This window comes from Streptomyces sp. NPDC007971 (assembly GCF_042958635.1).
Taxonomy (GTDB): domain Bacteria; phylum Actinomycetota; class Actinomycetes; order Streptomycetales; family Streptomycetaceae; genus Streptomyces.
This window is the reverse complement of the sequence record NZ_JBIBJK010000039.1, coordinates 13,230-35,180: the sequence shown is the minus strand read 5'-3', so window position 1 is coordinate 35,180 and position 21,951 is coordinate 13,230. Positions and strand designations below refer to the sequence as shown.

19 protein-coding genes and 6 pseudogenes are annotated in these 21,951 nt (G+C 67.5%); 13 read left to right on the top strand and 12 right to left on the bottom strand.

What is annotated here, in order from left to right:
- Nucleotides 1-48: 48 nt before the first annotated feature.
- Nucleotides 49-1,281 carry an alpha/beta fold hydrolase gene (locus ACFZCP_RS44390; protein ID WP_391442528.1) on the bottom strand — a complete coding sequence of 411 codons (1,233 nt, stop codon included), beginning with the start codon at nt 1,279-1,281 and terminating at the stop codon, nt 49-51.
- 134 nt (nt 1,282-1,415) lie between these two features.
- Here ACFZCP_RS44390 and ACFZCP_RS44385 point away from each other — a divergent pair, with 134 nt between their 5' ends.
- The 3 genes from ACFZCP_RS44385 (at nt 1,416) to ACFZCP_RS44375 (ending at nt 3,810) form a co-directional block, all read left to right on the top strand.
- A complete protein-coding gene (locus tag ACFZCP_RS44385) occupies nt 1,416-2,012 on the top strand; it encodes a TetR/AcrR family transcriptional regulator C-terminal ligand-binding domain-containing protein (protein WP_391442525.1) in 597 nt (198 codons plus the stop codon).
- Nucleotides 2,013-2,642: 630 nt separating this feature from the next.
- Nucleotides 2,643-2,882: a hypothetical protein gene (locus ACFZCP_RS44380; RefSeq protein WP_391442521.1), complete on the top strand. Its 240-nt coding sequence runs from the start codon at nt 2,643-2,645 to the stop codon at nt 2,880-2,882.
- Nucleotides 2,883-2,935: 53 nt separating this feature from the next.
- Nucleotides 2,936-3,810, top strand: a protein-coding gene (locus ACFZCP_RS44375; protein WP_391442519.1) for an IS5 family transposase whose coding sequence is annotated in 2 segments (ribosomal slippage) — nt 2,936-3,280 and nt 3,283-3,810 — 873 coding nt in all. Because the reading frame shifts where the segments join, the coding sequence is not laid out codon by codon here.
- 3 nt (nt 3,811-3,813) lie between these two features.
- Here ACFZCP_RS44375 and ACFZCP_RS44370 read toward each other — a convergent pair.
- Entirely contained in the window at nt 3,814-4,329 is a 516-nt protein-coding gene (locus ACFZCP_RS44370) for a hypothetical protein (protein WP_391442516.1), read from the bottom strand.
- 672 nt (nt 4,330-5,001) lie between these two features.
- On the opposite strand from ACFZCP_RS44370, the gene ACFZCP_RS44365 reads away from it, so the two are divergent.
- The gene (locus ACFZCP_RS44365) at nt 5,002-5,304 is read left to right on the top strand and encodes a hypothetical protein (protein WP_391442513.1); all 303 of its coding nucleotides are present in this window, start codon (nt 5,002-5,004) and stop codon (nt 5,302-5,304) included.
- Between the two features lie 78 nt (nt 5,305-5,382).
- Here the strand turns inward: ACFZCP_RS44365 and ACFZCP_RS44360 are convergent.
- Nucleotides 5,383-6,494, bottom strand: a pseudogene (locus tag ACFZCP_RS44360) (IS30 family transposase).
- A gap of 506 nt (nt 6,495-7,000) precedes the next feature.
- Between ACFZCP_RS44360 and ACFZCP_RS44355 the strand changes: the two are divergent.
- From ACFZCP_RS44355 to ACFZCP_RS44345, 3 pseudogenes are all read left to right on the top strand, one after another.
- Nucleotides 7,001-8,456 (top strand): annotated as a pseudogene (locus tag ACFZCP_RS44355) (NF041680 family putative transposase).
- 65 nt (nt 8,457-8,521) lie between these two features.
- Nucleotides 8,522-9,156: pseudogene (locus tag ACFZCP_RS44350) on the top strand (IS701 family transposase); the annotation flags it as partial.
- 2 nt (nt 9,157-9,158) lie between these two features.
- A pseudogene (locus ACFZCP_RS44345) lies at nt 9,159-9,284 on the top strand (IS5/IS1182 family transposase); the annotation flags it as partial.
- Nucleotides 9,285-9,305: 21 nt separating this feature from the next.
- On the opposite strand, the gene ACFZCP_RS44340 reads toward ACFZCP_RS44345, so the two are convergent.
- Nucleotides 9,306-10,114 (bottom strand): IS5 family transposase gene (locus tag ACFZCP_RS44340; protein WP_391442555.1). Its coding sequence is split into 2 segments (ribosomal slippage): nt 9,306-9,775 and nt 9,775-10,114, totalling 810 coding nucleotides; the frame shifts between segments, so codons are not numbered across the junction.
- A gap of 64 nt (nt 10,115-10,178) precedes the next feature.
- Nucleotides 10,179-10,382, bottom strand: a complete 204-nt coding sequence (locus ACFZCP_RS44335; RefSeq protein ID WP_030677427.1) for a hypothetical protein — start codon at nt 10,380-10,382, stop codon at nt 10,179-10,181.
- A gap of 433 nt (nt 10,383-10,815) precedes the next feature.
- Between ACFZCP_RS44335 and ACFZCP_RS44330 the strand changes: the two genes are divergently transcribed.
- The gene (locus tag ACFZCP_RS44330; protein ID WP_391442510.1) at nt 10,816-11,700 is read left to right on the top strand and encodes an IS5 family transposase; all 885 of its coding nucleotides are present in this window, start codon (nt 10,816-10,818) and stop codon (nt 11,698-11,700) included.
- Between the two features lie 35 nt (nt 11,701-11,735).
- Here ACFZCP_RS44330 and ACFZCP_RS44325 read toward each other — a convergent pair whose 3' ends face one another.
- From ACFZCP_RS44325 to ACFZCP_RS44315, 3 genes are all read right to left on the bottom strand, one after another.
- A complete protein-coding gene (locus tag ACFZCP_RS44325; RefSeq protein WP_391442507.1) occupies nt 11,736-12,254 on the bottom strand; it encodes a hypothetical protein in 519 nt (172 codons plus the stop codon).
- A 186-nt stretch (nt 12,255-12,440) separates the two neighbouring features.
- Nucleotides 12,441-12,860: a hypothetical protein gene (locus ACFZCP_RS44320; RefSeq protein ID WP_116153518.1), complete on the bottom strand. Its 420-nt coding sequence runs from the start codon at nt 12,858-12,860 to the stop codon at nt 12,441-12,443.
- 70 nt (nt 12,861-12,930) lie between these two features.
- Nucleotides 12,931-13,887 (bottom strand): oxidoreductase, encoded by a 957-nt coding sequence (locus tag ACFZCP_RS44315; RefSeq protein ID WP_391442553.1) that lies wholly within the window; start codon nt 13,885-13,887, stop codon nt 12,931-12,933.
- Between the two features lie 128 nt (nt 13,888-14,015).
- Here ACFZCP_RS44315 and ACFZCP_RS44310 point away from each other — a divergent pair, with 128 nt between their 5' ends.
- Both ACFZCP_RS44310 and ACFZCP_RS44305 read left to right on the top strand, forming a co-directional pair.
- On the top strand, nt 14,016-14,606 hold the full coding sequence (locus tag ACFZCP_RS44310) for a TetR family transcriptional regulator (RefSeq protein WP_391442504.1): 591 nt from the start codon (nt 14,016-14,018) through the stop codon (nt 14,604-14,606).
- Nucleotides 14,607-15,042: 436 nt separating this feature from the next.
- The gene (locus ACFZCP_RS44305) at nt 15,043-15,714 is read left to right on the top strand and encodes a DUF998 domain-containing protein (RefSeq protein ID WP_391442502.1); all 672 of its coding nucleotides are present in this window, start codon (nt 15,043-15,045) and stop codon (nt 15,712-15,714) included.
- On the opposite strand, the gene ACFZCP_RS44300 is transcribed toward ACFZCP_RS44305, so the two are convergent.
- On the bottom strand, nt 15,701-16,837 hold the full coding sequence (locus tag ACFZCP_RS44300; RefSeq protein WP_391442499.1) for an ISL3 family transposase: 1,137 nt from the start codon (nt 16,835-16,837) through the stop codon (nt 15,701-15,703). The genes ACFZCP_RS44305 and ACFZCP_RS44300 overlap by 14 nt on opposite strands.
- A gap of 241 nt (nt 16,838-17,078) precedes the next feature.
- Nucleotides 17,079-17,477, bottom strand: a pseudogene (locus ACFZCP_RS44295) (transposase family protein); the annotation flags it as partial.
- A 186-nt stretch (nt 17,478-17,663) separates the two neighbouring features.
- Between ACFZCP_RS44295 and ACFZCP_RS44290 the strand changes: the two are divergent.
- The 3 genes and pseudogenes from ACFZCP_RS44290 to ACFZCP_RS44280 all read left to right on the top strand — a co-directional run.
- Complete coding sequence (locus ACFZCP_RS44290; protein ID WP_391442497.1) at nt 17,664-18,248, top strand: TetR family transcriptional regulator C-terminal domain-containing protein; 585 nt, start codon at nt 17,664-17,666, stop codon at nt 18,246-18,248.
- A gap of 84 nt (nt 18,249-18,332) precedes the next feature.
- On the top strand, nt 18,333-19,313 hold the full coding sequence (locus ACFZCP_RS44285; protein WP_391442495.1) for a zinc-binding dehydrogenase: 981 nt from the start codon (nt 18,333-18,335) through the stop codon (nt 19,311-19,313).
- 90 nt (nt 19,314-19,403) lie between these two features.
- A pseudogene (locus ACFZCP_RS44280) lies at nt 19,404-19,873 on the top strand (transposase); the annotation flags it as partial.
- Nucleotides 19,874-20,788: 915 nt separating this feature from the next.
- Here the strand turns inward: ACFZCP_RS44280 and ACFZCP_RS44275 are convergent.
- A complete protein-coding gene (locus tag ACFZCP_RS44275) occupies nt 20,789-21,118 on the bottom strand; it encodes an antibiotic biosynthesis monooxygenase (RefSeq protein WP_391442493.1) in 330 nt (109 codons plus the stop codon).
- Between the two features lie 48 nt (nt 21,119-21,166).
- Nucleotides 21,167-21,898: an IclR family transcriptional regulator C-terminal domain-containing protein gene (locus ACFZCP_RS44270; protein ID WP_391442490.1), complete on the bottom strand. Its 732-nt coding sequence runs from the start codon at nt 21,896-21,898 to the stop codon at nt 21,167-21,169.
- Nucleotides 21,899-21,951: the final 53 nt, after the last annotated feature.

Sequence of the window (21,951 nt, the reverse complement as noted above, 5' to 3'; positions counted from 1 at the left end):
GAGCGTGCGGGCTTGGTGCGCTGGGCCGATGTGTGTGGGGGCTGTTGGTCAGGCGGTGGTGGCGGTGACGTCGAGGGTGTCGTCGAGCCAGTCGTAGATGCGGGCCGTGGCCAGGCGCATGGCGCCGGGGTGGCAGTGGGCTCCCGCGCCTTCCTCGGTGGTGAAGACCATGAGGGTCTTGGGGCAGGTGAGGTGGTCGTAGAGCTGTTCGGGCTGGCCCTTGAAGAACATGTCCTCCACGGCGTCGCAGACGAGCGTGGGGCACTGGATCTTCTCGGCGATGCCGTCGGCGAGGGTGTAGTCGAGGTAGGAGGCGTTGAAGGCGCGGGGGGTGTCGACGCCCATGACGTACATGCCGTGGTTGAAGGCCCAGCGGGAGATCGGGTCCTTGGCCATGAGCTGTTCGAGGGCCGCGTCGAGTTCGGGGGCGGTCTCCCCGCGCAGGAGCTGTTCGGCTTCCTGGCGGGTGCCGGGGAGGTGGCGGACGGAGACCTGGCCGAGGTCGTAGAGGCCGTCGACGGCTATCACCGCGGCGAGACGGTGTTCGAAGGCGGCGGCCCTGGGGGCGAGGATGCCGCCCATGCTGAGGCCCAGGAGCGCTATGCGGTTGTTGTCGATCTCGGGGATGTTCTCGGTGAAGTCGACGACCGGGGTGATGACGTTCTCCCAGTCGGGGCGGAAGACCAGGCCCTGGTGGTGTCGTGGTCCGGGCATGCCGGGGCCGTCGAAGAGGAGCACGTTGTAGCCGCGCTCGACGGCGGCCACCGCTCCGAAGAAGTGCATTTCCTCCGCGGTGCCGTCGAAGCCGTTGTGCATGATCAGGGTCGGGCGGGGCGTTCCCGAGTCGTCGACGCGGTACAGGTAGCCCGGCAGGGTGGTGTTCTCGTAGGGGATCTCGACGGGCTCGATACGCGGGGTGGTGTAGAGGGCTGCGGCGGTCTTGAAGCACTCCACGGAACGGTCGTAGGCGTGGTCGTGGCGCGGGTCGCACTGCTTGCCGTGCAGGAAGAACTCCGCCGACCGGTAGTAGTTCGACGCCCGCAGGAACCCGTCCCGGGCACTCACCTTGTGGCTGGCCTTCAGCGCCTTCTCGGCCTCTGCCGCGACGCGGTCGGCGGTGGCGGCCCACTCGATGTACCAGCTGTCGTAGTCGCCCTCGGTGATCCGCTCAGCGGTGGAGACGACCTCGCCGAAGTCCGCGCCGCCGTAGGCGATGTGGCTCATCGAGCGCAGGGTCTCGTACCAGAACTGGATGTTGTTGGGGAACAGAAGCTGCTGCATCGCACTCTCCTCGGAGCGTCGGCCGTCGGCCAGCGTCATCGAATCTCTCCGCAAGCACAGATTTGTGCTTGTACTGAATGGAACCGTAGCCCCATCGGGCGCAGGAAGCAAACATCTGTGCTTACGATGGGCGCATGAGCCCGAAGCAACCAGCAGCACCACGTATCCGTAAGAGCCCCGAGCAGGTCCGCTCGGCCGTCCACCAGGCGGTCATCGACCTGCTCTCCGAACCGGAGGGGGCCGACCTCTCCATCCCCGCGATCGCGGAGCGCGCGGGGGTCAACCACACCAGCGTCTACCGACGTTGGGGCAGCAGCGGGGCGGTGCTGGCCGACGTGGTCACCACCCGTCTCGAACGGGACTCGCCATTGACCGACACCGGCAGCCTGCGCGGGGACCTCATCGCCTGGGCGGAAGCCGGGGTGGCGAGCATCCGCACGCCGGAGGGCCGGCTCCTCATCCGCGCCGTCGCCCTGTCCATGCCCGGCGGCGCCACCGCGCAGGGGGAACGCACACAGCAGTTCCAGCGCCGGATCGCCTCCATCGAGAGCATCCGGGAACGCGCGGTGGCCCGCGGCGAGACCCCTCCGTCCCTGGAGGAGATCCTGGACCAGCTCATCGCACCGCTCTACCTTCGGGCGATCTTCGGCATCGACCTCCCGGCCACCGGCTATCCCGAACTGCTCGTCGGCAGACTGCTCAGCGGCACGCGCGCGCCCGAAACCGCGTGAACGCTGACCGCCGGACACAACGAAAGCCTAGATTGCCTACAGGAGGTCGCTGAGCCGGCCCGCGGTGGAGCGGCCTCGAGGGCCACGCTGGCCGGCGTCTTGGTTCCCGCCATTCCCCGTGGTTCCCTGCACGATCTGGCACGGTTCTGGCACGCCCCCTTCGTCCGCTTGTAGTAGTACCGGGCCGGTACGATGCGCAGGCTCGGCAGCATCCACGCGATGGGGGAGGGGGACCCGAAGTACCTGCGGAAGCGGGCCCGGTAGGGACAGACCATCACGTACGGGGAGCTGAGTGCCGAGTTGGCGGCACGTGGGCCCGGCCCTGGCGACCGGCGAGCGGATACGGCTGGATTGCGTGCGGCTGTCGGCGCGCAGGGCCGGATAGCGCCCGAGGCCGCGACGATTGTCGACCGGCACGTGGCCACCGGCGTGCCGACCTGTGCCGGTTCCTCGACGGCGGGTTCGATGCGCTGGCGGATGCGCGCCGTTCGCACTGGTGTGCCGCCCCATCCTGACCGGCCACGCACCGCGATGCCCGGCCTGACGTGTGGACCGGGGCATCGTGGGCTCAGCGCCTCTGACGTGTGCGCACTGCTACCGTGAATGTTCACTTCGTTGGCAGGAGGTCTCATGCCCACAGGCCCAAAGCACCAACGCTTTGTCTTCGTCGAGTTCAACGAAGACGGGCAGGAGAGCGGCTATTGCGAAGACTGCCGTTGCATGATCGGCGAAGACCATGACGGCGACGGAGGCAGCGAGTCGCTAAGTGTGCATGACGCGGCAGACATCTGGCTGTCGAAGGGGATGGACGAGGACTGCACGTTCGGCTACAGCGACTGTGAGTTGAAGCGCGCCGCTGGTCTCAGTTGACCTACGACTAGGGTCTGTTTCGTAAGTGGATCAAGGTCTGCCGTGATCCACTCTTGGGGCGTCGAGATCTGACGAGCGAGCAATGGACCAGGCTGGAGCCGTTGTTGCCAGTGGGCAAGAAGCCGGGTCGGCCTCCGGTCTGGTCCAAGCGGCAGCTGATCAACGGCATACGCTGGCGGACGCGGACCGGTGCGCCCTGGCGCGACGTTCCCGCACGCTACGGCGAGTGGGAGACCGGCTACGGCCTCTTCCGGCGCTGGCAGCGCGACGGCACCTGGAGCCGGATTCTCACCGAGCTGCAGGCCGAGGCCGACGCGAGAGGTCTGATCACCTGGGACGTGAGTGTGGACTCCACAGTCGCGCGGGCGCATCAGCATGCTGCAGGCGCCCGCAAAAGGGGGATCTGCAGCGGGACAAACCCGGCGGAGTCGCAGTCGAGCCTGCCGACCACGGGCTCGGACGTTCACGCGGTGGACTGACCACGAAGGTGCACTTGGCGGTCGAGCACGGACAGAAGCCGCTGTCCTTCCTGGTCACCGCCGGCCAGCGGCACGACAGTCCCCAGTTCCAGCCGGTCCTGGAGCGCATCCGGGTACCGCGCGTGGGCGTCGGCAGGCCGCGCTGCCGACCGGACCGGGTCCGGGCCGACAAGGCCTACGGGTCCCGAGCCAACCGCGGCTACCTGCGCAGACGCGGCATCCGCTGCACGATTCCGGAGAAGTCCGATCAGATCCGCAACCGCAAGAAGCTGGGCGTCCGCGGCGGTCGCCCGCCGAAGTTCGACAAGGCCGACTACCGCGAGCGCCACGCAGTCGAGTGCGGGATCAACCGCCTCAAGCGTCACCGGGCGGTGGCCACGAGGTACGACAAGCAGGCCGTCCGCTACGAGGCCAGGGTCACAATCGCCGTCATCAACGAGTGGCTGTGATCGCTACAACGATCCGCGATTCTCTGGGCCAGCGTGCGACCCTCCAATCCAGAAGGTCAGCGCCTTCCGTCTACCTCCCAGCGACCGCCGCATCGCATTGACCAGTCGCATCTGCGCCTGAGCCACCTGCGCGCTGGCCTCCCGGAACTCTTCTTCGCCAAGTGGCGTACGGACCGGATCGACTTCTCGCGCGACGCGGTCCAAGAAGTGGTCGACCGACTGACCAAAGCTGTCGGCCTCTCCCGCGACCTCTGCGGGAGCGATCAAGCTGACCCGCGTCAGAACGGCGCTCCACTCGGCCCAGTCGTAGTCCCAGCCGCGACGGTCGGCGTGTGCGCGCTTGATCACCATCGTGAACTTGGCGTAGTGGCTGAGGAGTTCTTGGTAGGCAACCAGCTGCTGATCCCGCGACCACTGATGGTCCTGGCCCCGTCTGGTGACGATCCCGCCCACCAGCACTCCCACGGTCGCCGAGGCCGCTCCAGTAACGGTCGTGATCAGCGCTTCCAGCAAAGCCACCCCAGCCCCCGTGCCCAGCAACTGCCGTTCGATCCGCGATCGGAACATAGCACTGGTGCATGTTGGCGCGTCAGAGCATGCAATGGCCTCGTAGCGGACGATGACATCGGTGGCTGGCCGACGCTTTTGAAACACGCCCTAGCTTGTCTTTTAACCTCCGTCTGCGCCGTACGGCGCAGACGGAGGTTCAGACGGCGCATCAAACCGGCTGACGATCTTTCGGGGTCTGCGGGCGCATCTCCGATATGGCACCGCTTCGGATCACGCGGAAGGGGAGAGCTGTTCGCGCACCCATTCAGGCTCGGGGTTGACCGGCTGGCCCGCCACGACGACAGTCGGCACGGTCTCATTGCCATCGTTGGCGGCTCTCACCGCTGCCGCTCCAGCCAGGAGATGACCGGCCGGCCGGCGACCGCGCTGGCACTGCGTGCGGAGGCGGACCGCCTTATGACCGAGTTGAGGGAGGCGGGCGCTCCTCCCCGCACACCACTTGCGGGTGGGAGGGCCTTTTCAGTGCGGTAGGGGCCGTATAAGATCATCAACGCATTCGCACTCTCATTCGATGGTGCTGGTAGCACAGCGGCTTTGCTGTGCCTCATGGGGGGAATCGTTTTGATGCTCAAGCGCGCTGTCGGCAAGGCTGCATGTGGCGTGGCGTTTGCCTCAGCTGCCGTGCTGGGTACGGCTGGGACGTCGTTCGCTTCGACCAATGGTCAGGAGTTCCTGTTCCACGACCGTATCGGCTCGGTGTACTCCATCCGCCTAACCGGCGTGAACCAGAACGGTGACTACGTCTCGGGCTGCTTCCAGACGCCGAACACTGACAACTACATCAGCAACTGGTGGTGGAAGGGGCAGGTTCGGGTGGAGACCTGGTACACCAGCAACTGCACCGGCAACTACGTCGTCAACTCCGACTCGGTCTACGTCGACCCGGTCAACCCCAACGGCGACTGGTTCTACTACACCGACTGACGCGCTTGAAGCACTTGGCCCCCACCCCGCCCACCCTCGGCGGTTTCTAGGGATCGTCGCAACACATGATCGGTTGTGTCAGACGGCGAGCAGTCTATGCAGACGCTCGGCTGGGGTTTCCCAGCCGAGCGTTTTGCGTGGGCGGCCGTTGAGCTGGGCGGCGACGGCGTCCAGGTGCTCGCGGCTGTGGACGGACAAGTCGGGAAGTACTGCCGCAGCAGGCCGTTGGTGTTTTCGTTGGAGCCGCGCTGCCAGGGGCTTGCCGGGTCGCAGAAGTAGACCTGGATGTCCGTGGCGACGGTGAAGCTGTGGTGGGCGGCCATTTCGGAACCCTGGTCCCAGGTCAGGGACCGCTTGAGGTGCGGTGGCAGCCTGTGTGCGGTCTCCGTCCAGGCGTCTCGGACGCTGGCGGCGGTGTGGTCGGTGGGCAGGTGGAGGAGCATCACGTAGTGGGTGCTGCGTTCGACGAGGGTGCCGATCGCCGAGCCGCTGTTCTTGCCGATGATGAGGTCGCCTTCCCAGTGGCCGGGCACGGCCCGGTCGTCCGCTTCGGCGAGGCGGTCGCTGATCATGACCATGGGATCGGTGAAGCGCGGCTGTCGACAGTTGGCCTGGCGGTGGGGCTTGCGGCGGGCGCGTCCGGTGCGCAGGGCGCCGGCCAGCTCCTGGCGCAGTGCTCCGCGTCCTTGCACGTAGAGCGCCTGGTAGACGGTTTCGTGGACCACGTGCATCTCCGGCCGGTCGGGGAACTGTCTGCGCAGAGCGTGGCAGATCTGTTCCGGGCTCCACCGCTCGTCCAAGCCGGTCTGAACGGCGGCCCGCAGCGTGGGGTTCTGGCTGATCTTCCGGGGCTTGGGGCGGGGACGGCGGTCATCGGCGCGGGCCTGGGCGGCGAAGGGACGGTACTGGCCGTTGACGGGGTGCCGGTTGCGGCGGATCTCCCGGCTGACGGTGGAGGGACTGCGGCCCAGTTCGGCGACGATCGCGCGGACCGTCGGCTTCTCCAGGAGTCGGTCGGCGATGTAGATCCGGTCGGCTTCACGCAGGTACCGGGACACACCAGAAGGCGGCACCACCGGTCTGGCCGGTGGTGCCGCCTTCTGCCGACCAGAGGGGTTCCGGCCGTTACGCCATCGCTTTCCCGTGCGGAGGTTGACGCCGACGACCCTGGCCGCCTCCGTGTAACTCACGCCTTGCTGCACGAGCCGGAAGTATTCCTCCCGCTCACGAGTCAGCTTCCTGCGGCCCTGAGCCACCGCCCGTGTCCTGCGGATCTCGAACATCGCACCCCTTGAGCTGGGGTGTTGCGACGATCGCTAGAACCTAAGCTCTGGCCGGCGCGGGGGCCTTTGCGCTGAGGGGGCGCTCCGGGTAGGGAGCCCCTCAACTGAAATGCCCCCCCGCCGGCCCGTGACCGCAGAACCCTCTCCCGCGTTCCTTGATCGCAAGTCCGGGAACCCGGGGGCAGGCCAATGGCCAGCGTGGGGGACGCTCTGGAGGAGGCGGACGCCCGTCACTTCACCCGCCCGGTACCGAAGTCCGCCCCGGCCCTACTAGCTTGATCTTTAACGGCCGACGTCGAATAGTGCCTCGAACTTGATCACTCGGTGCGGTAACCGCCGTACGCCAAAGCGGCCTTCGTCTGAACATGTGCTCCGACCAAGGAACACACACGTCCAGCACGAAGGCCGTGAAGATGAGTCTGTTGCATCACGATGCCCGGCAAGAGCCGTTGGCGGACCTGTCATGCTTCCGGGGCGAGTTCTACTCCTGTCTCACCGCTCGTTCGGATGCGGTGTTCGAGCTGGCCGACGCCCTTCTGTGCGGTGACGGGCCGGTGAGGTCGCTGGCCGAACTGTCTCTGGTGGGCGAACACCGCCGTGGTCATGGCGCTCTACACCGCCCTCGCCCGCGGCAGGGTTGATACCGGCCGTCTGCGGCGGGCCCTGGCCGCGGTGCCACTGCCGCGGGCCGTCGACGGCCGGCTGGTCCTGGCCATCGACATCACCTGCTGGCTACGCCCCGATGCCCACACCTCACCGCAGCGGATCCTGTGTCACACCTACGGCCGTGGCAAAGACCAGCACATCCCTGTGCCCGGCTGGCCGTACTCGATCATCTGCGCGCTCGAGCCAGGTCGCAGTTCCTGGACCGCACCTTTGGACGCGCTTCGCCTGGCCCCCGGGGACGACACGGCCACTGTCACCGCCCGACAGCTGCGTGACCTGCTCCGCCGGCTGATCACCGCCGGGCAGTGGCAGGAGGGCGACCCCGACGTCCTCGTCATCGCGGACGCCGGATACGACGCACCCCGTCTTGCGTTCCTGCTCGAAGACCTGCCGGTCCAGGTGCTCGCCCGGATGCGCTCAGACCGGGTCCTGCGCCGGGCTGTCCCGCCCCGCCAGCCCCACACGATGGGCCGCCCACCTCGGCACGGCGGCGAATTCGTCTTCGGGCAGCCCGACACCTGGGGCGTCCCGGACACCGAAACGGTCACCGACACACGTCTTTACGGCACCGCCAGGGCCCGCTCCTGGGACCGGCTGCACCCCAGGCTCACCCACCGCTCCTCCTGGGCCACCGCCGACGGCACCCTCCCGGTCGTCGAAGGCACGTTGATCCGCCTGGACATCGGCCACCTGCCCAGCGGAGCAACACCGAAGCCGGTCTGGCTGTGGTGGTCAGGCACCGACGCCACCCCGGCAGTCGCCGACCGTCTCTGGCAGGCCTACCTGCGGCGCTTCGACATCGAGCACACCTTCCGCCTGTTCAAACAGACCCTCGGCTGGACCTCCCCAAAGATCCGCACGCCCGAGGCCGCCGACCGCTGGACCTGGCTCATCCTCGCCGCCTACACCCAACTCCGCCTCGCCCGCCTCCTCGCAGCCGACCGGCGCCGCCCCTGGGAGCAACCCAGCTCTCCAGACAGGCTCACTCCCGCGCGTGTCCGCCGCGACTTCCGGCACATCCGCCCACAGACCGCCCGCCCGGCCAGAGCACCGAAACCCACCCGCCCCGGACCCGGACGACCAGCGGGCCGAAAGAACACCCGCCCCGCACCCCGCCACGACGTGCACACACCCAAGAAGACACAGCCAGCAGAACGACAAAAGAAGAGGTCAACCACCCCAAAGCCCCGCCGCACAGGTTAGAGATCAAGCTAGTACTGCAACGGTCTTTGCCGTGACGGTGGGGCAGGTGGGTCGTTGGGCTGGTCGTGGGTGGGGAAGTTGCTGAGGCCCAGTCGTGGGCTGGTGAACTGAAGGCTCTGCACGAGCGGTTTGTGCATCGTTTCTCCGGATCGGAGCCGCGTGAGACGGCGCTTGCCTATATGCAGGGGCTGATCGCTCCGCTGGAACGGAAGAACGGCTGGACGCTGGCGGAGGAGGCCGGGTACGCGGCACCGGACCGGATCCACCGGCTGCTGAACCGGATCGACTGGGACGCGGATGAGGTTCTCGACGACGTGCGGGAGTACGTGGTCGAGAACCTCCGCGATCCGGATGCGGTGCTGATCGTGGACGACACTGGGTTCTTGAAGAAGGGCGACCGGTCGGCCGGTGTCCAGCGGCAGTACTCCGGCAGGGCCGGTCGGACGGAGAACTGCCAAGTCGGAGTCTTCCTCGCCTATGCGGCCGGCCGTGGCCGCACCCTGATCGACCGACGTCTCTACCTGCCGGCGTCCTGGACCGAGGACCGGGACCGGTGCAGGCGGCGGGCATCGACGACACGGTCGTCTTCGAGACCAAGGTCGCCACCGCCAGGGCGATGGTCCGCCGGGCCATCGCGGAGAAAGTCCCGTTCAGGTGGGTGACCGCGGACGCGGCCTACGGTTTGTCCAAGAGCTGGCGCAACGCACCATGTCCTGGCTCGCCGGATGCCGCCGCCTCCACCGCCGCTACGAACGCAAAGCTGAACACTTCCTGGCCTTCACCAGCATCGCCTGCACCCTCATCTGCTACCGCAGACTCACCAAATGAGATGGCCTCTTACTGATCATTTCAGAATGATTTGCGGAGCCGTCGAAGGCAGATGATGCTGCAGGCGAGTTCGAGTAGTCCCTGGTGGAGGTCGGCTCGTTGCTCGTAGCGGACACGGAGTCGTTTGAACTGATGGAGCCAGGCGAAGGTCCGCTCGACGACCCAGCGGGTGCCGCCAAGGCCGGAGCCGTGGGCAACGCCGCGTCGGGCGATCAGGGGTCTGATGCCGCGTTTCCGCAGCAGGTGGCGGTACTTGTCGTAGTCGTAGCCCCGGTCGGCGAAGAGCCGTCTGGGTCGGTTGCGGGGAGGTCCGCGCACCCCTCGGATGCGGGGTATCGCGTCCAGCAGGGGGATCAACTGGGTGATGTCGTGCCGGTTCCCACCGGTCAGGGAGACGGCCAGGGGCGTGCCGTGGCGGTCGACGATCAGATGGTGCTTGGAGCCGGGGCGACCGCGGTCGACGGGCGAAGGACCGACGTGAGCCCCCCTTTGAGGGCCCTGATGTGGGAGCCGTCGATGGCCGTATCGTCCATGTCCAGCAGGCCGGTTGCCCGCAGCTCGGCTAGGAGTGCCTCATGAAGGCGAGGCCAGACGCCAGCCTCGGTCCAGTCCCGCAGCCGACGCCAGGAGGTTACCCCCGAGCAGCCGACGACCTGGACTGGGACGTCGCACCAGGCCACACCCTTGCGTAGCACGTACACGATGCCCGCCAGCGCAACCCGGTCCGGCACAGGCAGCCGTCCGGGATGACGGTGGCGTCGGGGCGGCCGCTCTGGCAGGAGTGGAGCTATTCGCTCCCACAGGTCGTCGGAGACAAGATCGATAGACACCAGCCGGACCCTGCCCAGAAGGACCTTCACCCACCAGCCGACACGCCGATCTCACCTGAAGTGCTCATCGGCCCTCTTCCGGCGCTGACCGCCGGTCGGCGAGGCGATCCTGGTCGGCGGCGTTGCCGGCGCGAGCCTCGGTGCGGTGCCCCCGTGCCAGGTAGTCGCGGACGATCAACTCGACGGCGTCCTGCGGGCTCCTGGTACCGGCCAGCAGCATGACCTCGATGGCCAGATCGCTGTCCAGGCTGATGGTGACCTTCGCCATGACACCTCCTGAAGGGTTCCCCGCGGAGCCTATCCAAGCGGCTAACGGTCGGCGATGGGTAGGTTGCTGGACCTGGGAAAGAGGGACGGGGCCGGAAAACCGGCCGGTCGCGAACGGCTCATTCTGTAACGAGCTCTTAGTAGGTTCCTCGCCAGGTGGGTGTCGTCAGGATCGGAAACCAACAGGGCTCCTGTGCCAGTGAGTTGAGACCGTCGAACACCTCCCTCAACGGCACGGGAGCCTTGTCCGTTGCGTACGTCTACGTCGTCACCCGATCAGAGGCCACACTGAAAAGCCTCAGTAACCATCGTCGCCCTGCCGGCCACCCCCGAGGCCGCACGCCCATCGATGCCCACCGGCCCCGACGTCGTCCCGCTTAGGGCCTGTCCGACGAGTCGAGTGACTCGCCTGGCGGTGGCTCGTTCCGGCTGATGTGGGGCGGGGTGATCTATCGGACGACGAGTGGGCTCGACTCGAACCGCATCTGCCCAAGAACCTTGGACGGGGCGGACGTTGGCAGTGTCACCGGCGCGTGATCAACGGGATTCTGTTCCGGCAGCGCACTGGCCTGCCGTGGCGTGATCTTCCGACCCGCTTCGGGAAGTGGAAGACGGTCTATGACCGGCATCGCAGGTGGTCCGCGGATGGCACGTGGGAGAGTAGTCTCCTGCGGACGGTCCAGGCCGACGCCGATGTCGAGGGGCGGATCGACTGGAGTGTGGTGAGCGTGGATTCGACGGTCTGCCGCGCCCATCAGCATGCGGCCGGGGCTCATCACCGCTTGCCCCGGGTGCTGGGGCGCTGGCGCCGTCCCGCCGAACATCGCCCCGATGAGGCGCTCGGCCGTTCACGGGGTGGCCTCACGACGAAGATTCACCTGGCGAGTGACGGCAGCTGCCGCCCATTGGCCGTGCTGATCACCCCCGGTCAGTGGGGTGACGCGCCACAGTTGATCAAGGTTCTCGATCGCGTTCGTGTCCGGCGCCCCACTGGCGGTCACCCGCGGACGCGACCGGACCGCGTGTGTGGCGATAAGGCGTACAGCTCCCGCCGGAACCGCCGCTATCTGCGGCGACGCCAGATCAAGCACACCTTCCCCGAGCCGAAGAATCAGAAGGTCAACCGCCAGCGGCGCGGTAGCCACGGCGGGCGGCCGACCGGCTTCGACAGCACTACCTACAAAAGGAGGAACGAAGTCGAGCGTTGCTTCAATGCGTTCAAGGGCTCCAGAGCAGTGGTGACCCGCTACGACAAGAGGGCCTACGTCTTCCACGGCACGGTCACTCTTGCCGCGATTCGGCTGTGGCTCCGCTACTGATATCAGCCACTGCAGCGGATGCCCCGGTAGTTGGCTCAGTCGTCGGCCGCGACGACGAGGGTGATCTGCCCAGCCGAGCGGTCGATGAGCACGAACTCGTGGAAGTAGTCGTGCACACGTCCCCAGTCGTGAATCGCCTCATCACCGAGCTCGCTGAGGTAGTAGATGCCATCGGCTGCAGCCAGGCGGTCGAACACCTCCCGCTGCAGATCTGCCTCCAGCTCGGTGGGCACGTCCCACAGCGGATCCACCCGCTCCCGCAGGATCTGCACGGCCTTCTCCTGGCTGATGGGCCCGTAGAGGTCGGGAGTGATCAACCGCAGCCAATACGGACCATGCCTGGGCCCGCCCGGCAGCACTCCACCACCTGCATAGTCGTCCCGGAACTGCTCATGCCCAATCAGTGCGGCAAGCAGCCCTCTATCGTCCAGGGCCCCCGCGGAGAAGCGGAGCCGCTTGATATCGACCCACCGAAACCCGTGCTCCTTCGGATCCGGGACGTAGTGTCGAAAATTGATGAAGGCGCTTCCCTCGTGAGCGAGCCCGTTGTCCATGGCGCCAGCCTAGAAGGCAGGCAAGGGGACCCCGCCGACCCACCGGATAGCCCCTAAGCCGTGGGGACGAGCATCGACGTGACATCGATCAGCACGTACTGTCGCGTTGGCGATCTTGTGGCGGGGTCCTGTCGCCTCGCTGACTGGCGAGCGCAGCGCGGGCGACCGCGCGGGCAATGTGCTTCGTCAGCTGGCCAGGATCACGGAGGCGACCGTCCGCCATCCCGCGTCGGTACGGGCGGCCAGGTAGAGCACACGGACACGCTGGAACTCCCGCCCCTGGCTGTCCTGGCGCGCCCAGGTCACCTCGATTTGCGCGGCCCGCTCGTTGAGCACGCGTACCACCGGGTCGAGGGCCTTGCTGCCGCCGTAGTCGGCGTCGCGCAGTGCGCGCAGCTCGTGTGCGAGTCCCTGGGAGAGCGCCTCGGTGGAGGTGAGAGCGGTGTGGGCCGTGCCCGTGGTCATGCTGATCGGCACCGAGAAGTAGTCGAGGAGCGGCGCGGGATCGGTGCTCCCCTTTGCTGCCAGTCCGATGAACGTCTCGACGTAGCTGTCGAACCATGCCTGTGCTTCGTTCGCGACGGCGGCCAGATCGGTGTGCGTCATGATTTCGTGACCCTTCTTGCAGAGATTTCAGGTGCAGGCTTCTTGGAGGGGAGTGCGCTATGCCGTCGTGTCACCGGTTCGCGAACGCGTTGGTGCCGGTCAGCTGGGCGGACAGGGTCCACAGGCGTGCGGCCTGTTCGGGGTCGACCGCGTAGGGCCGTACTCCGGGTGCGTCGTCCTGGGAGAGAGGGGCGATGTCGCAGTCGTTCAGGTAGACGCCGCCGGTGTGGGCCAGCTGCGGGGAGGTGGCCGCCCAGACCTGGGTAGCGGCACCCTGTTCGGGGGTCTTGAAACTGGGGGCCGTGTTGCCCTGGTCGTCGATCCAGCCGAAGGCGATCATCTCCTCGCGGGTCATGTGCCGCTGGAGCGGGGTCATGACGGCACCGGGGGCGACGGCGAAGGCCCGGACCTGGTGCTCGCGGCCGAGCGCGTCGAGGTGGACGGCGAACAGCGCGATCGCGGTTTTGGACTGTCCGTAGGCGACGGCCTTGTCATAGTCGTTTGCGAACATGACGTCGTCCCAGCGGATCGGCGAATAGCGGTGTCCGGCAGAGCTGAGCGCGACCACGCGCGCGCCGCCGTCGGCCGCCAGGGCGGGCCACAGCCGGTTCGTGAGTGTGTAGTGGCCCAGGTGGTTGGTGGCGAACTGCGCCTCCCAGCCGGGTCCGAGGCGGGTCTCGGGCAGGGCCATCACGCCGGCGTTGTTGATGAGGATGTCGATGCTGCGGCCGCTTGCCAGGAACTCGTCCGCGAAGGTGTGCACGCTGGCCTGGTTGCCCAGGTCGAGACGGCGCACCTCGACCCCGTCCAATTCGGTGAAGGCTTCCGCGGCCGCTTCCGGGCGGCGGACGGCTGCGACGACAGTCGCGCCGGCGCCCCGCAGGGCGCGTGTGGTCTCCAGCCCCAGTCCGGAACTACCGCCGGTCACGACTGCGAGCTTTCCGGTGAGGTCGAGGCCGGCCAGGACGTCGGCCGTGGTGCTGCGGGCCCCGAAGCCGGAACCGATGGGCTGCTGTGCTGTCATGATCGCCATTCCTTGCGCGTGAAGCGTCACGGTCAACGCCGTAACCGGGGAGTTCCCCGGTTAGTCATGACGCTAACCGGGGAACTCCCCGGTTGTCCAGATAGACTGATCCCCTGACGAAGGGAGCAGCCTTGACCACCAAGCCGAGCGTGTTGCGCGCCGATGCCCGCCGCAACCGCGAGCGCATCCTCGAAGCGGCCGTACGCGCCTTCTCCGAGAAAGGCCCGGACGTCGCGATCGACACCATCGCCAAAGCCGCGGGCGTCGGCTCGGCCACGCTCTACCGCCACTTCCCCACACGCGAGGCACTCATCGAGGCGGCCTACCGCAACGAGCTGGCCCGTGTCTGCGACAGCGCCCCGAACCTCCTCGCCAACCATGCGCCGGACCGGGCGATCCGCCTGTGGATGGACGACTTCATCGACTACCTCACTGCCAAGCAGGGCATGGCGGACGCACTGCGGGCCGCGGCCGCATCCGGTGCGGACCCCTTCGCCGAAACCCTCGACAAGCTCGCCACCGCGCTGGGCACCCTGCTGCACGCCGGCGCCGACGCCGGTCTCCTGCGCCCGGGCATCGACCCGTTCGATGTCGGCTTCAGCCTGGCCGGCATCGGGCTGATCACCAGCGCTCCCGACCAGCGCGAACGGGCCGGACGCCTCCTCGACCTGCTCCTCGACGGCCTCCGGTACGGAGCGGACGGATCGGCGTCCAGCTCGTGACCCGGCTTTGGCCGCAATCCTCGCCGGCTTTGTGACGTCAGCGGTCCAGCAGCCCCGACCGCGTTGCGGAGCGCGAGCCACTGACGCGGGTCAGGAAATGCGAAACAGGCACTGAATCGGTTTCGGACCCATCGGACAGGCCCTAGACGGACTCCCTGAACGATCCCGTCGCACCGTTACCGATCATCAGGGCCCGGCGGCCGGCGGCCGCCGGGCCCTCGCACAACGCTCCCCGCCCTCCCCACTTCCTTCAAGACCCAACGAAATGGAGGGAGGAGCGGCTCTGGCCGATTTCACGGCTCTGTCCGCAGTTCCGTGAACGCGCCCGTTCGTAGGGACTGCCCTACCCCCGTTTCGGGGGCTCACCGTAGTGCCTGGGGCCGGAGGGGCGTGATCCGCTAGCTCGTACGGAAAACGTGCGACAGAAGGTGGACGAGTGAAGGCTCGGATCGGGTATTTCGCATGGATCGCAGGTGTGGTGCAGTTTTTTGCGATCCACTGCATCGTAGAGTCAGCCTGGGCGAGACCGTACAGTTGGGCGCGGAACAATATCAGTGACTTAGGCAACGCTCACTGTGGCATGCAGCAGGAACCCGAGCCTCGGTATATCTGTTCGCCTGAACACGTCCTGATGAACATCTCGTTCATAGCCCTGGGAGCACTGCTCGTTGTCGGCGCTGCCCTGACTGGTCCCATGTGGCGCCGAGGCGCGACCGCCGCCATCGCTCGGTTTCTACTGGCCGGTGCTGGTCTGGGTTTTGCACTCGCCGGGCTGGCGCCTGCGGACGTCCACGAGAACCAGCACGTCCTGGGTGCCTTGCTCATCATGGGAACGGGCAACATCGGCCTTCTGCTGGCGGGAGTCGGCCTGTCGATCCGTGTTCCGGGTCCACTGCGCTGGGCCACCAGTCTGCTGGGAATCACGGCGGTCATGGCCCTGGGGCTCTTCCTTTCCCACCACTACCTGGGACTGGGTATGGGAGGCATGGAGCGGGTCGCGGCGTTTCCGCTCCTGGTGTGGACGCTGGCTGTCGGCACCCGTGGCCTTTTCCATCAGGCAACCCGTAGGCACGACGCGGGAAGTTCCGTGACGCTCATGGCTGAGTGAGGATGCGGGTCCGGAGGAGTTCGAACGAGGCGCGGCCATACATCGCTCGCCTGAGCGTTTTCACCCGGTTCACATGGCCTTCGACCACTCCCGAGCTCGACGACAACGTGAGTCCGGCGGTGACGGCATCGAGATCCTGGCGGAGAAAGCCGGCGAAGCCCTTCATCGGCTTCGGTGCGTCCTGTTCGGCCTGCCGGATCCACTCCAGGAGGAGGTATCCGCGCTGGTGGCGGACCAGGTCGGCGAAGGCGCGGGCGAGGTCGCAGGCCCGGGTGATGTCCGGGCAGGCGAGCCGGACTTGAAGGAGGCACTCGGTCTCGCTGTCGGCGAGGGTCTCGCGGGGCCGCATGATCCAGGAGGTGATCTTGCAGGGGCTGGGAGTGTCGGCCCGCACCGGGTCGGCCGTGCCAGCCCGTAGGGCGGCAAGGTGCTTGCGCACAACCTGGCGGCTGCCCCGGTGGCCGCGGGCCTGGATCTCCAGGAACAGCCGGGTGCCGCCAACCTGGCCTTGTGCCTCGGTGAAGCGGGCATTGAGATACGCCTTGAACGGCTCAAGGACGCCGTTGGGGCGGCGTTCGCGGGCCGAGGCAAGCAGCTGGTCGAGGTCGGTGTCGCGGAAACGGCGGACGGTCTTGCCGTCGAGGTTCAGCCGACGGGCGATCACGCTGATCGTCCAGCGTTTCTCCAGCAGGCGGTGGATGTCCTGGTAGCGGTGGCGGGTGCGCTCGATGATCTGGGTGCGGGGCAGTTCCGCGGGCGGTAACAGCATCGGGGGCACCTCAGGCCCCTCAGGCACTTCGGCCACTTCGGTCGCCGACTCCTCCTCAGCGCGTTTGCGCAGGCAGTCGCGGTGCTGGTGGCAGGTCGTCTCCACCGCGGCGGACAGGTTCTGTAACAGGTGCCAGCGATCAGCGACTTCGAGGGCATCGCGGGCTTCCCTGACCGCCTTCGTGTAGGCGGTCGCCCGGTCCCGGCAGATGATCTCCGCGTCGGGATGGTCCGTGAGCCAGGCCGCGAAGGTCTCGGAGGTGCGGTCGGGCAGCACGTCCACGACCCGGCCGGCCTCGACGTCGACCAGCACGGTGCCGTAGGTGCAGCCCTTGCGGAAGGCGAACTCGTCCACCCCCAGCACCCGCGGGGCACGGTCCGGTACCTGACGGCGCCGTCAGCAGGCTGGGTAACCGCGTCCGGCCCGCGGTCAGCCGCAGTCGGCGGCACAGCCGTGCGGCGGGACGGCCGCCGAGCTCGATCGCGATCGACCGCAGCCGGCACGCCAGCCCGGTGCTCGAACGGCGGCAGCGCGCGGACAGACCCGGTACCTGCTCGACGAACGTCGTGCGGGAACAGCTCCCGCGGTCGCAGAAGTACCGGCGCACCCGCAGCCGGACGATGACCCGGCGCGAGCCCAACGGCCGTTCGTCCAAGGTGCGTTGATACGTGCTGTGCAGGCGGCGGGTCCGCTTGCGGCAGTTCGGGCACCGGCCTGGGCGGGCCGTCGACACCGCCTCCACCACCAGGACGTCCAAGGAGTTGCTCACCCCCTCCACCCGCACATCGATCCCGGGAAACAGCACATCCTCAACCGTCTCGCTCACCACGGTAGGAAGTACGCTACCGAAACGATCCCGCGTTCCTGCCCCTGACCTGGGGATTCGCGGAACGGCGGCCAGAACCGTGAAATCGGCCAGGGCTGCTCGTCGTTCCTCAGGCAATTGACCGCCCAAGTTGGAGTAGGGGCGGCCGTCCTCGGACCAGTCGGCCATTGCTGTCAGGGCCGCCTGCGGCGCTGCTGTGCGATGAGCGGCGCGCTCCGAACGGCTTCGCCTGGGCGGGCCGACGTGCCGAATCCGGGGTGAGCCGAGGTGGTGGGCGATCGGAAGGGACAGCAGTCGGCAGGAGGCGGGGGTGCCGGGCTTGTTCTTGAATGGTTACTCATGTATTTTCGTGTCATGCCCCGACCGCGAGAGTTCGAGCCCGATGCCGTACTGGACCAGGCCATGCTGCGGTTCTGGTGGCAGGGCTATCGGGCCACCTCCATCGAGGATCTCGTGAGAGCGACCGGAGTGAAGCCCGGTAGTCTCTACAGCGCGTTCCCCGGCGGCAAGCGCACACTGTTCCTGAAGTCGCTCGAGCGCTATTCCAGGTTGGTCGTTCCTCAGAAGCTGGGCGAGCTGGCGGCGCCCGGCGCCTCACTGGCCGCGCTGCGTGGCTACTTCGACGGACTGGTGAGCGACCTGCTCAGTCCGGAGGGGCGGCAGGGGTGCCTGCTGGTGAACACCGCGATCGAGAACGCGGCCGAGGACGACGAGGCGGCAGCCGTCGTGCGCGGCCATCTGGCCCGCCTGGAGCAGTGCATGACCACGGCTCTTCGCAACGCCCGCGAGGCCGGCGAGGTGCGCGCCTCGGTGGATCCGGTCGGCAGTGCGAAGCTGCTTGTCGCGACGTGCCAGGGGCTGATGGTCGTGGGGAAGGCCAATCCCGACGAGACGGTACTGCGCGCCATCGTCGACAACGCCTTCGCAACCCTCACCTGACGGCTCCACCCCGGGCCACCGCAAGCGGTGGCTCTTTTTTCGGACCCAATAGTTGAACACCTATTCAAGAATAGAGTCTGATCAATGAAGGCCATCGTCATCTCCGCCTACGGCGGCCCCGAGGTTCTGCACATCGCCGACCTGCCCGACCCCGTGCCCGCATTCGGAGAGGTGCTGATCCGGGTCAAGGCATTCGGCCTCAACCACGCCGAGGCATACATGCGCGCGGGCACCTGGGGTGATGTCGCGGCCGTCCCGGGGATCGAGTGCGCCGGACTGGTCGAGGCCGACCCCTCGGGCCGACTCGCCCCCGGAACTCGAGTCGTGGCGATCCTCGGCGGCATGGGCCGCACCCGAAACGGCAGCTACGCCGAGCTGGTCACCGTACCGGCCACCAACGTGGTGGCGGTGAACTCGTCACTGGGATGGGCCGAACTGGCGGCAGTGCCCGAGGTCTACGCGACAGCGTGGAACGGCCTGTTCGGCAACCTCGGTCTGCGCCCCGGCCAGCGGGTCCTGGTGCGCGGAGCGACATCCTCCCTCGGCCAGGCAGCCGTCAACCTCGCCGTCGAGCATGCCGCGAGAGTACTCGCGACCACCCGCAACCCCGCGCACGCGCCGCTGCTGAAGGAACTCGGCGCCGAGGACGTCCTCGTCGACGACGGTGACCTGGCCGCCCAGGTCAACAGAGGCAACCGCACCGTTGACGCGGTGTTCGATCTCGTCGGCAACAGCGTCCTGCGCGACTCCCTGGCCACGGTCCGCGCCGGAGGCCGGGTCTGTCAACTAGGTTTCCTCGGGGGCTTCGAGCCGGTACGCGACTTCAACCCGATCACCGATCTCCCCACCGGCGTGCAGCTCAGCTTCTTCGGCAGCGCCTTCGTCCTGGGCAGCCCCGATTTTCCGCTCGCTGACGTCCCATTGGACGCGATCTACGCCAAGGTCGAGTCAGGAGTCCTGCCGGCAAGGCCGGCACGGATCTTCCGTTTCGACGAGATCGTCGAAGCGCACCGGGTCATGGAAGCAGGTGAGGCGCTGGGCAAGATGGCCGTCATCGTCGACTGAGACTGAGACACCCGCCCTCCCTTCCCAGAGCCGGCTGGCCGACCAGCTGGCATGGCCAGACCAACCCGCCTGCGCCTTGTGGCGCAGACAAGGAGCGCACATGTACTCGATGCCATGCCGAAGTTCGCGCGGCCCGGCGCGAAGAAGGCCATCGAGGACATCTGCAACGCCGAGGACTGCGACCACGCAGAGGTGGCGGTCAAGACGTTCGTCAAGCCCTGTGGCACGAAGTTCCCCACACGGTCAGGATGATCACCGCCTTCCTGGCCTGGCACTGGACCCATCTGCGGACCACGAATCCGATCGAGCCGACGTTCTCCAGCGTCCGGGTGCGGACCAAGGTCACACGCGGGTTCGGCTCCCACACCGCTGCCCTGGCCATGGTCTTCAAGCTCATCGAGTCCGCCCAGCAGCGATGGCGGGCGGTGAACGCACTCCATCTCGTCGCTCTCGTCCGTGCAGGAACCGGCTTCGAACGCGGCCATAGGCCGAGGGTCCCCAGGCGGACACGGCGTGACAGCCCCGGGCGTGTCCTTTCAGTGGCCGTCAGTGCATGTTGAGGCGGCTGCTCCAGGCACCACTCCAGCCGCCACGCCAGATGGCCAGTCCTGCATAGGTGAAGGTGCAACCGACACCGACGCCCCAGTCGTCACCTTCGTACCGGACGGCGGGGTCAGCCAAGGCGGATCGGAGGCCGTCGAGAGGAATCACGGCCACCCAACCGTGATCCCGCTGAACGGAAGAGCGGCGCGGCACCAGGCGGGGTCCCTCTGCCTGACTGTGGCGCCCGGTCATGGCCGCTGCTGAACGTTAGGCGGGTGCCTCCCGGGGCGTGACTGGACTCTGGCCTTGCCCACGCGTCCGAAACGGACGACACGGACGCGGACCTGATGGTCGCTGATCTCGTACATCACGCGGTAGCGGGCCACGTGGAGGCGGGGCAGGTGGGCGCTACGGGGGCGGGGGTTGTCGGCGTGGCGGTCGACGACGGTGAACGGAGGCCTCCGTCCTGCGGGGGCATCCCCGCACGTGCGGGGATGTTCCGCTGAGCGCACCTCCCAAGCCGAACGACGTGAGATCCGCCGCTGGCAGCAGGAGGCGGTGTGAGTGAACTCTGGATCGAGCAGGGCGGCTGGTGGGTGGCGCTTCCCCGGCGCCATCGCCGCCGACTGGGGACTCATCGACCCTGACGACCCCGATGACCCGCCCTTTCCAGAGCTGACGCCCATCGAGAAGTCGCTCACCATCCTGGGCCCCCCACCTCGGCAAACGAGCCGCTCTACCGCCCCTGAGCCACTCCCGCACCAAAAGGAGTACCGTCGTCGGGAAACGCCCTCCCTGGCTGCTGTCTGCGGCACATGCCGCCAGTCGCTCTGGGAATCTGAGCTCGCCGCCGGCCGCTGGGTATTCACCCGCTGCACCGATCTCATGTCTGCTCGCCTCTGCTGCTGTGATCCAGGGCGGGAGAAACCGGATTACGGTTGCGGGGTCAGCTCGGCCATGCGACCCCACCCATGCTGGTCGGGAGCGTTCACATTGATGATCTCGGGAGTCTCGGCGATGGCGGCGGCCATTGTGGCGAGCCCTGCAGCGAAGTGGTCGGACTGTACGTGGGCCGCTCCAGCGGCGTCATCCTCGAACGCCTCCAGCAGCGTGAACTTGGTCGGGTCGTCGACACTGCGAGACCAGTCGTAAAAGAGATTGCCCGGTTCCGCGCGGGTCGCCTCGGTGAAGGGACCCACGAGAGAAAGCCACTCCTCGGCGTGCTCCGGACGGACGGTAAAGCGTACGGCGATGAAAATCATGGTTCCACGATGCTGCGTGCGGCAGCCTGCTGCCAGCCGAGGTCAGGCTCATTCCGACGGTGTCGGAAACGCCGCCGCAGCCAGGGTGAGGAGGGAACTGACCTCGCCCTGGCGGCGCGGGAAATCCTGTAGGGGGAGTGAGACAGACAGGGCGTGGTCGGGGCGGCCGGGCAGTGGCACGGCGAGACAGGTGTAGGCCGGGTCCGCCTCACCGACGGAGACCGCGACACCCCGGTTCCGGACGCTTACGAGTTCTGCCTCGAAGCGTTCCTCGTTGGTGATGGTGCGCTCGGTGAGGCGTGCCATCCCGTGGGCGGCGAGGTAACGCCGCCTCGCGGTCCGGGAAAGCGAGGCGAGCAGGGCCTTGCCGTGGGCGGTGGCGTGTGCCCGGGTCTCGAGACCGGGTGCGAAGGGATGCTGGGTGTCGGTGAGGGGTGCGGTGGTGTCGATGACGGTGATGTGTCCGCCGCGGTATGCGGTGAAGTACGCCTCGGCACCGGTGGTCCGCCGCACGTGCGGCAGCAGCGCGTCGATCGCGGTCCCGGCGCCCAGGTGCCGCTGGAAGGACCGGTGCAGGGATGCAACGCGCGGCCCGGGAGCGTACCCTTGCGGTCCCCGTAGCAGATACCCGCGCGCTGTCAGTGGTCCCAGCAGGTGGTACACGGTCGACAGCGAGCACCCCACACGCCGCGCGAGTGCTTTCGCGCTCAGCGGTCTTGGCGCATCAGCCACCGCGTCCAGCAGGGCCAGCGCGCGGTCCACGGACTGGGGCCCGGACATGGTGTTGATCCTTTCGGCGGGCGTCGGGGCCATGAGGGTAACGCTGTCGCGCA

What these genes read in the sequence shown, in the direction of transcription:
- ACFZCP_RS44390 (WP_391442528.1), bottom strand. Translation starts at nt 1,281, where the DNA reads ATGCAGCAGCTTCTGTTCCCCAACAACATCCAGTTCTGGTACGAGACC.
- ACFZCP_RS44385 (WP_391442525.1), top strand. Translation starts at nt 1,416, where the DNA reads ATGAGCCCGAAGCAACCAGCAGCACCACGTATCCGTAAGAGCCCCGAG.
- ACFZCP_RS44380 (WP_391442521.1), top strand. Translation starts at nt 2,643, where the DNA reads ATGCCCACAGGCCCAAAGCACCAACGCTTTGTCTTCGTCGAGTTCAAC.
- ACFZCP_RS44335 (WP_030677427.1), bottom strand. Translation starts at nt 10,382, where the DNA reads ATGGCGAAGGTCACCATCAGCCTGGACAGCGATCTGGCCATCGAGGTC.
- ACFZCP_RS44325 (WP_391442507.1), bottom strand. Translation starts at nt 12,254, where the DNA reads ATGGACAACGGGCTCGCTCACGAGGGAAGCGCCTTCATCAATTTTCGA.
- ACFZCP_RS44320 (WP_116153518.1), bottom strand. Translation starts at nt 12,860, where the DNA reads ATGACGCACACCGATCTGGCCGCCGTCGCGAACGAAGCACAGGCATGG.
- ACFZCP_RS44290 (WP_391442497.1), top strand. Translation starts at nt 17,664, where the DNA reads ATGCCCCGACCGCGAGAGTTCGAGCCCGATGCCGTACTGGACCAGGCC.
- ACFZCP_RS44285 (WP_391442495.1), top strand. Translation starts at nt 18,333, where the DNA reads ATGAAGGCCATCGTCATCTCCGCCTACGGCGGCCCCGAGGTTCTGCAC.
- ACFZCP_RS44275 (WP_391442493.1), bottom strand. Translation starts at nt 21,118, where the DNA reads ATGATTTTCATCGCCGTACGCTTTACCGTCCGTCCGGAGCACGCCGAG.
- ACFZCP_RS44270 (WP_391442490.1), bottom strand. Translation starts at nt 21,898, where the DNA reads ATGTCCGGGCCCCAGTCCGTGGACCGCGCGCTGGCCCTGCTGGACGCG.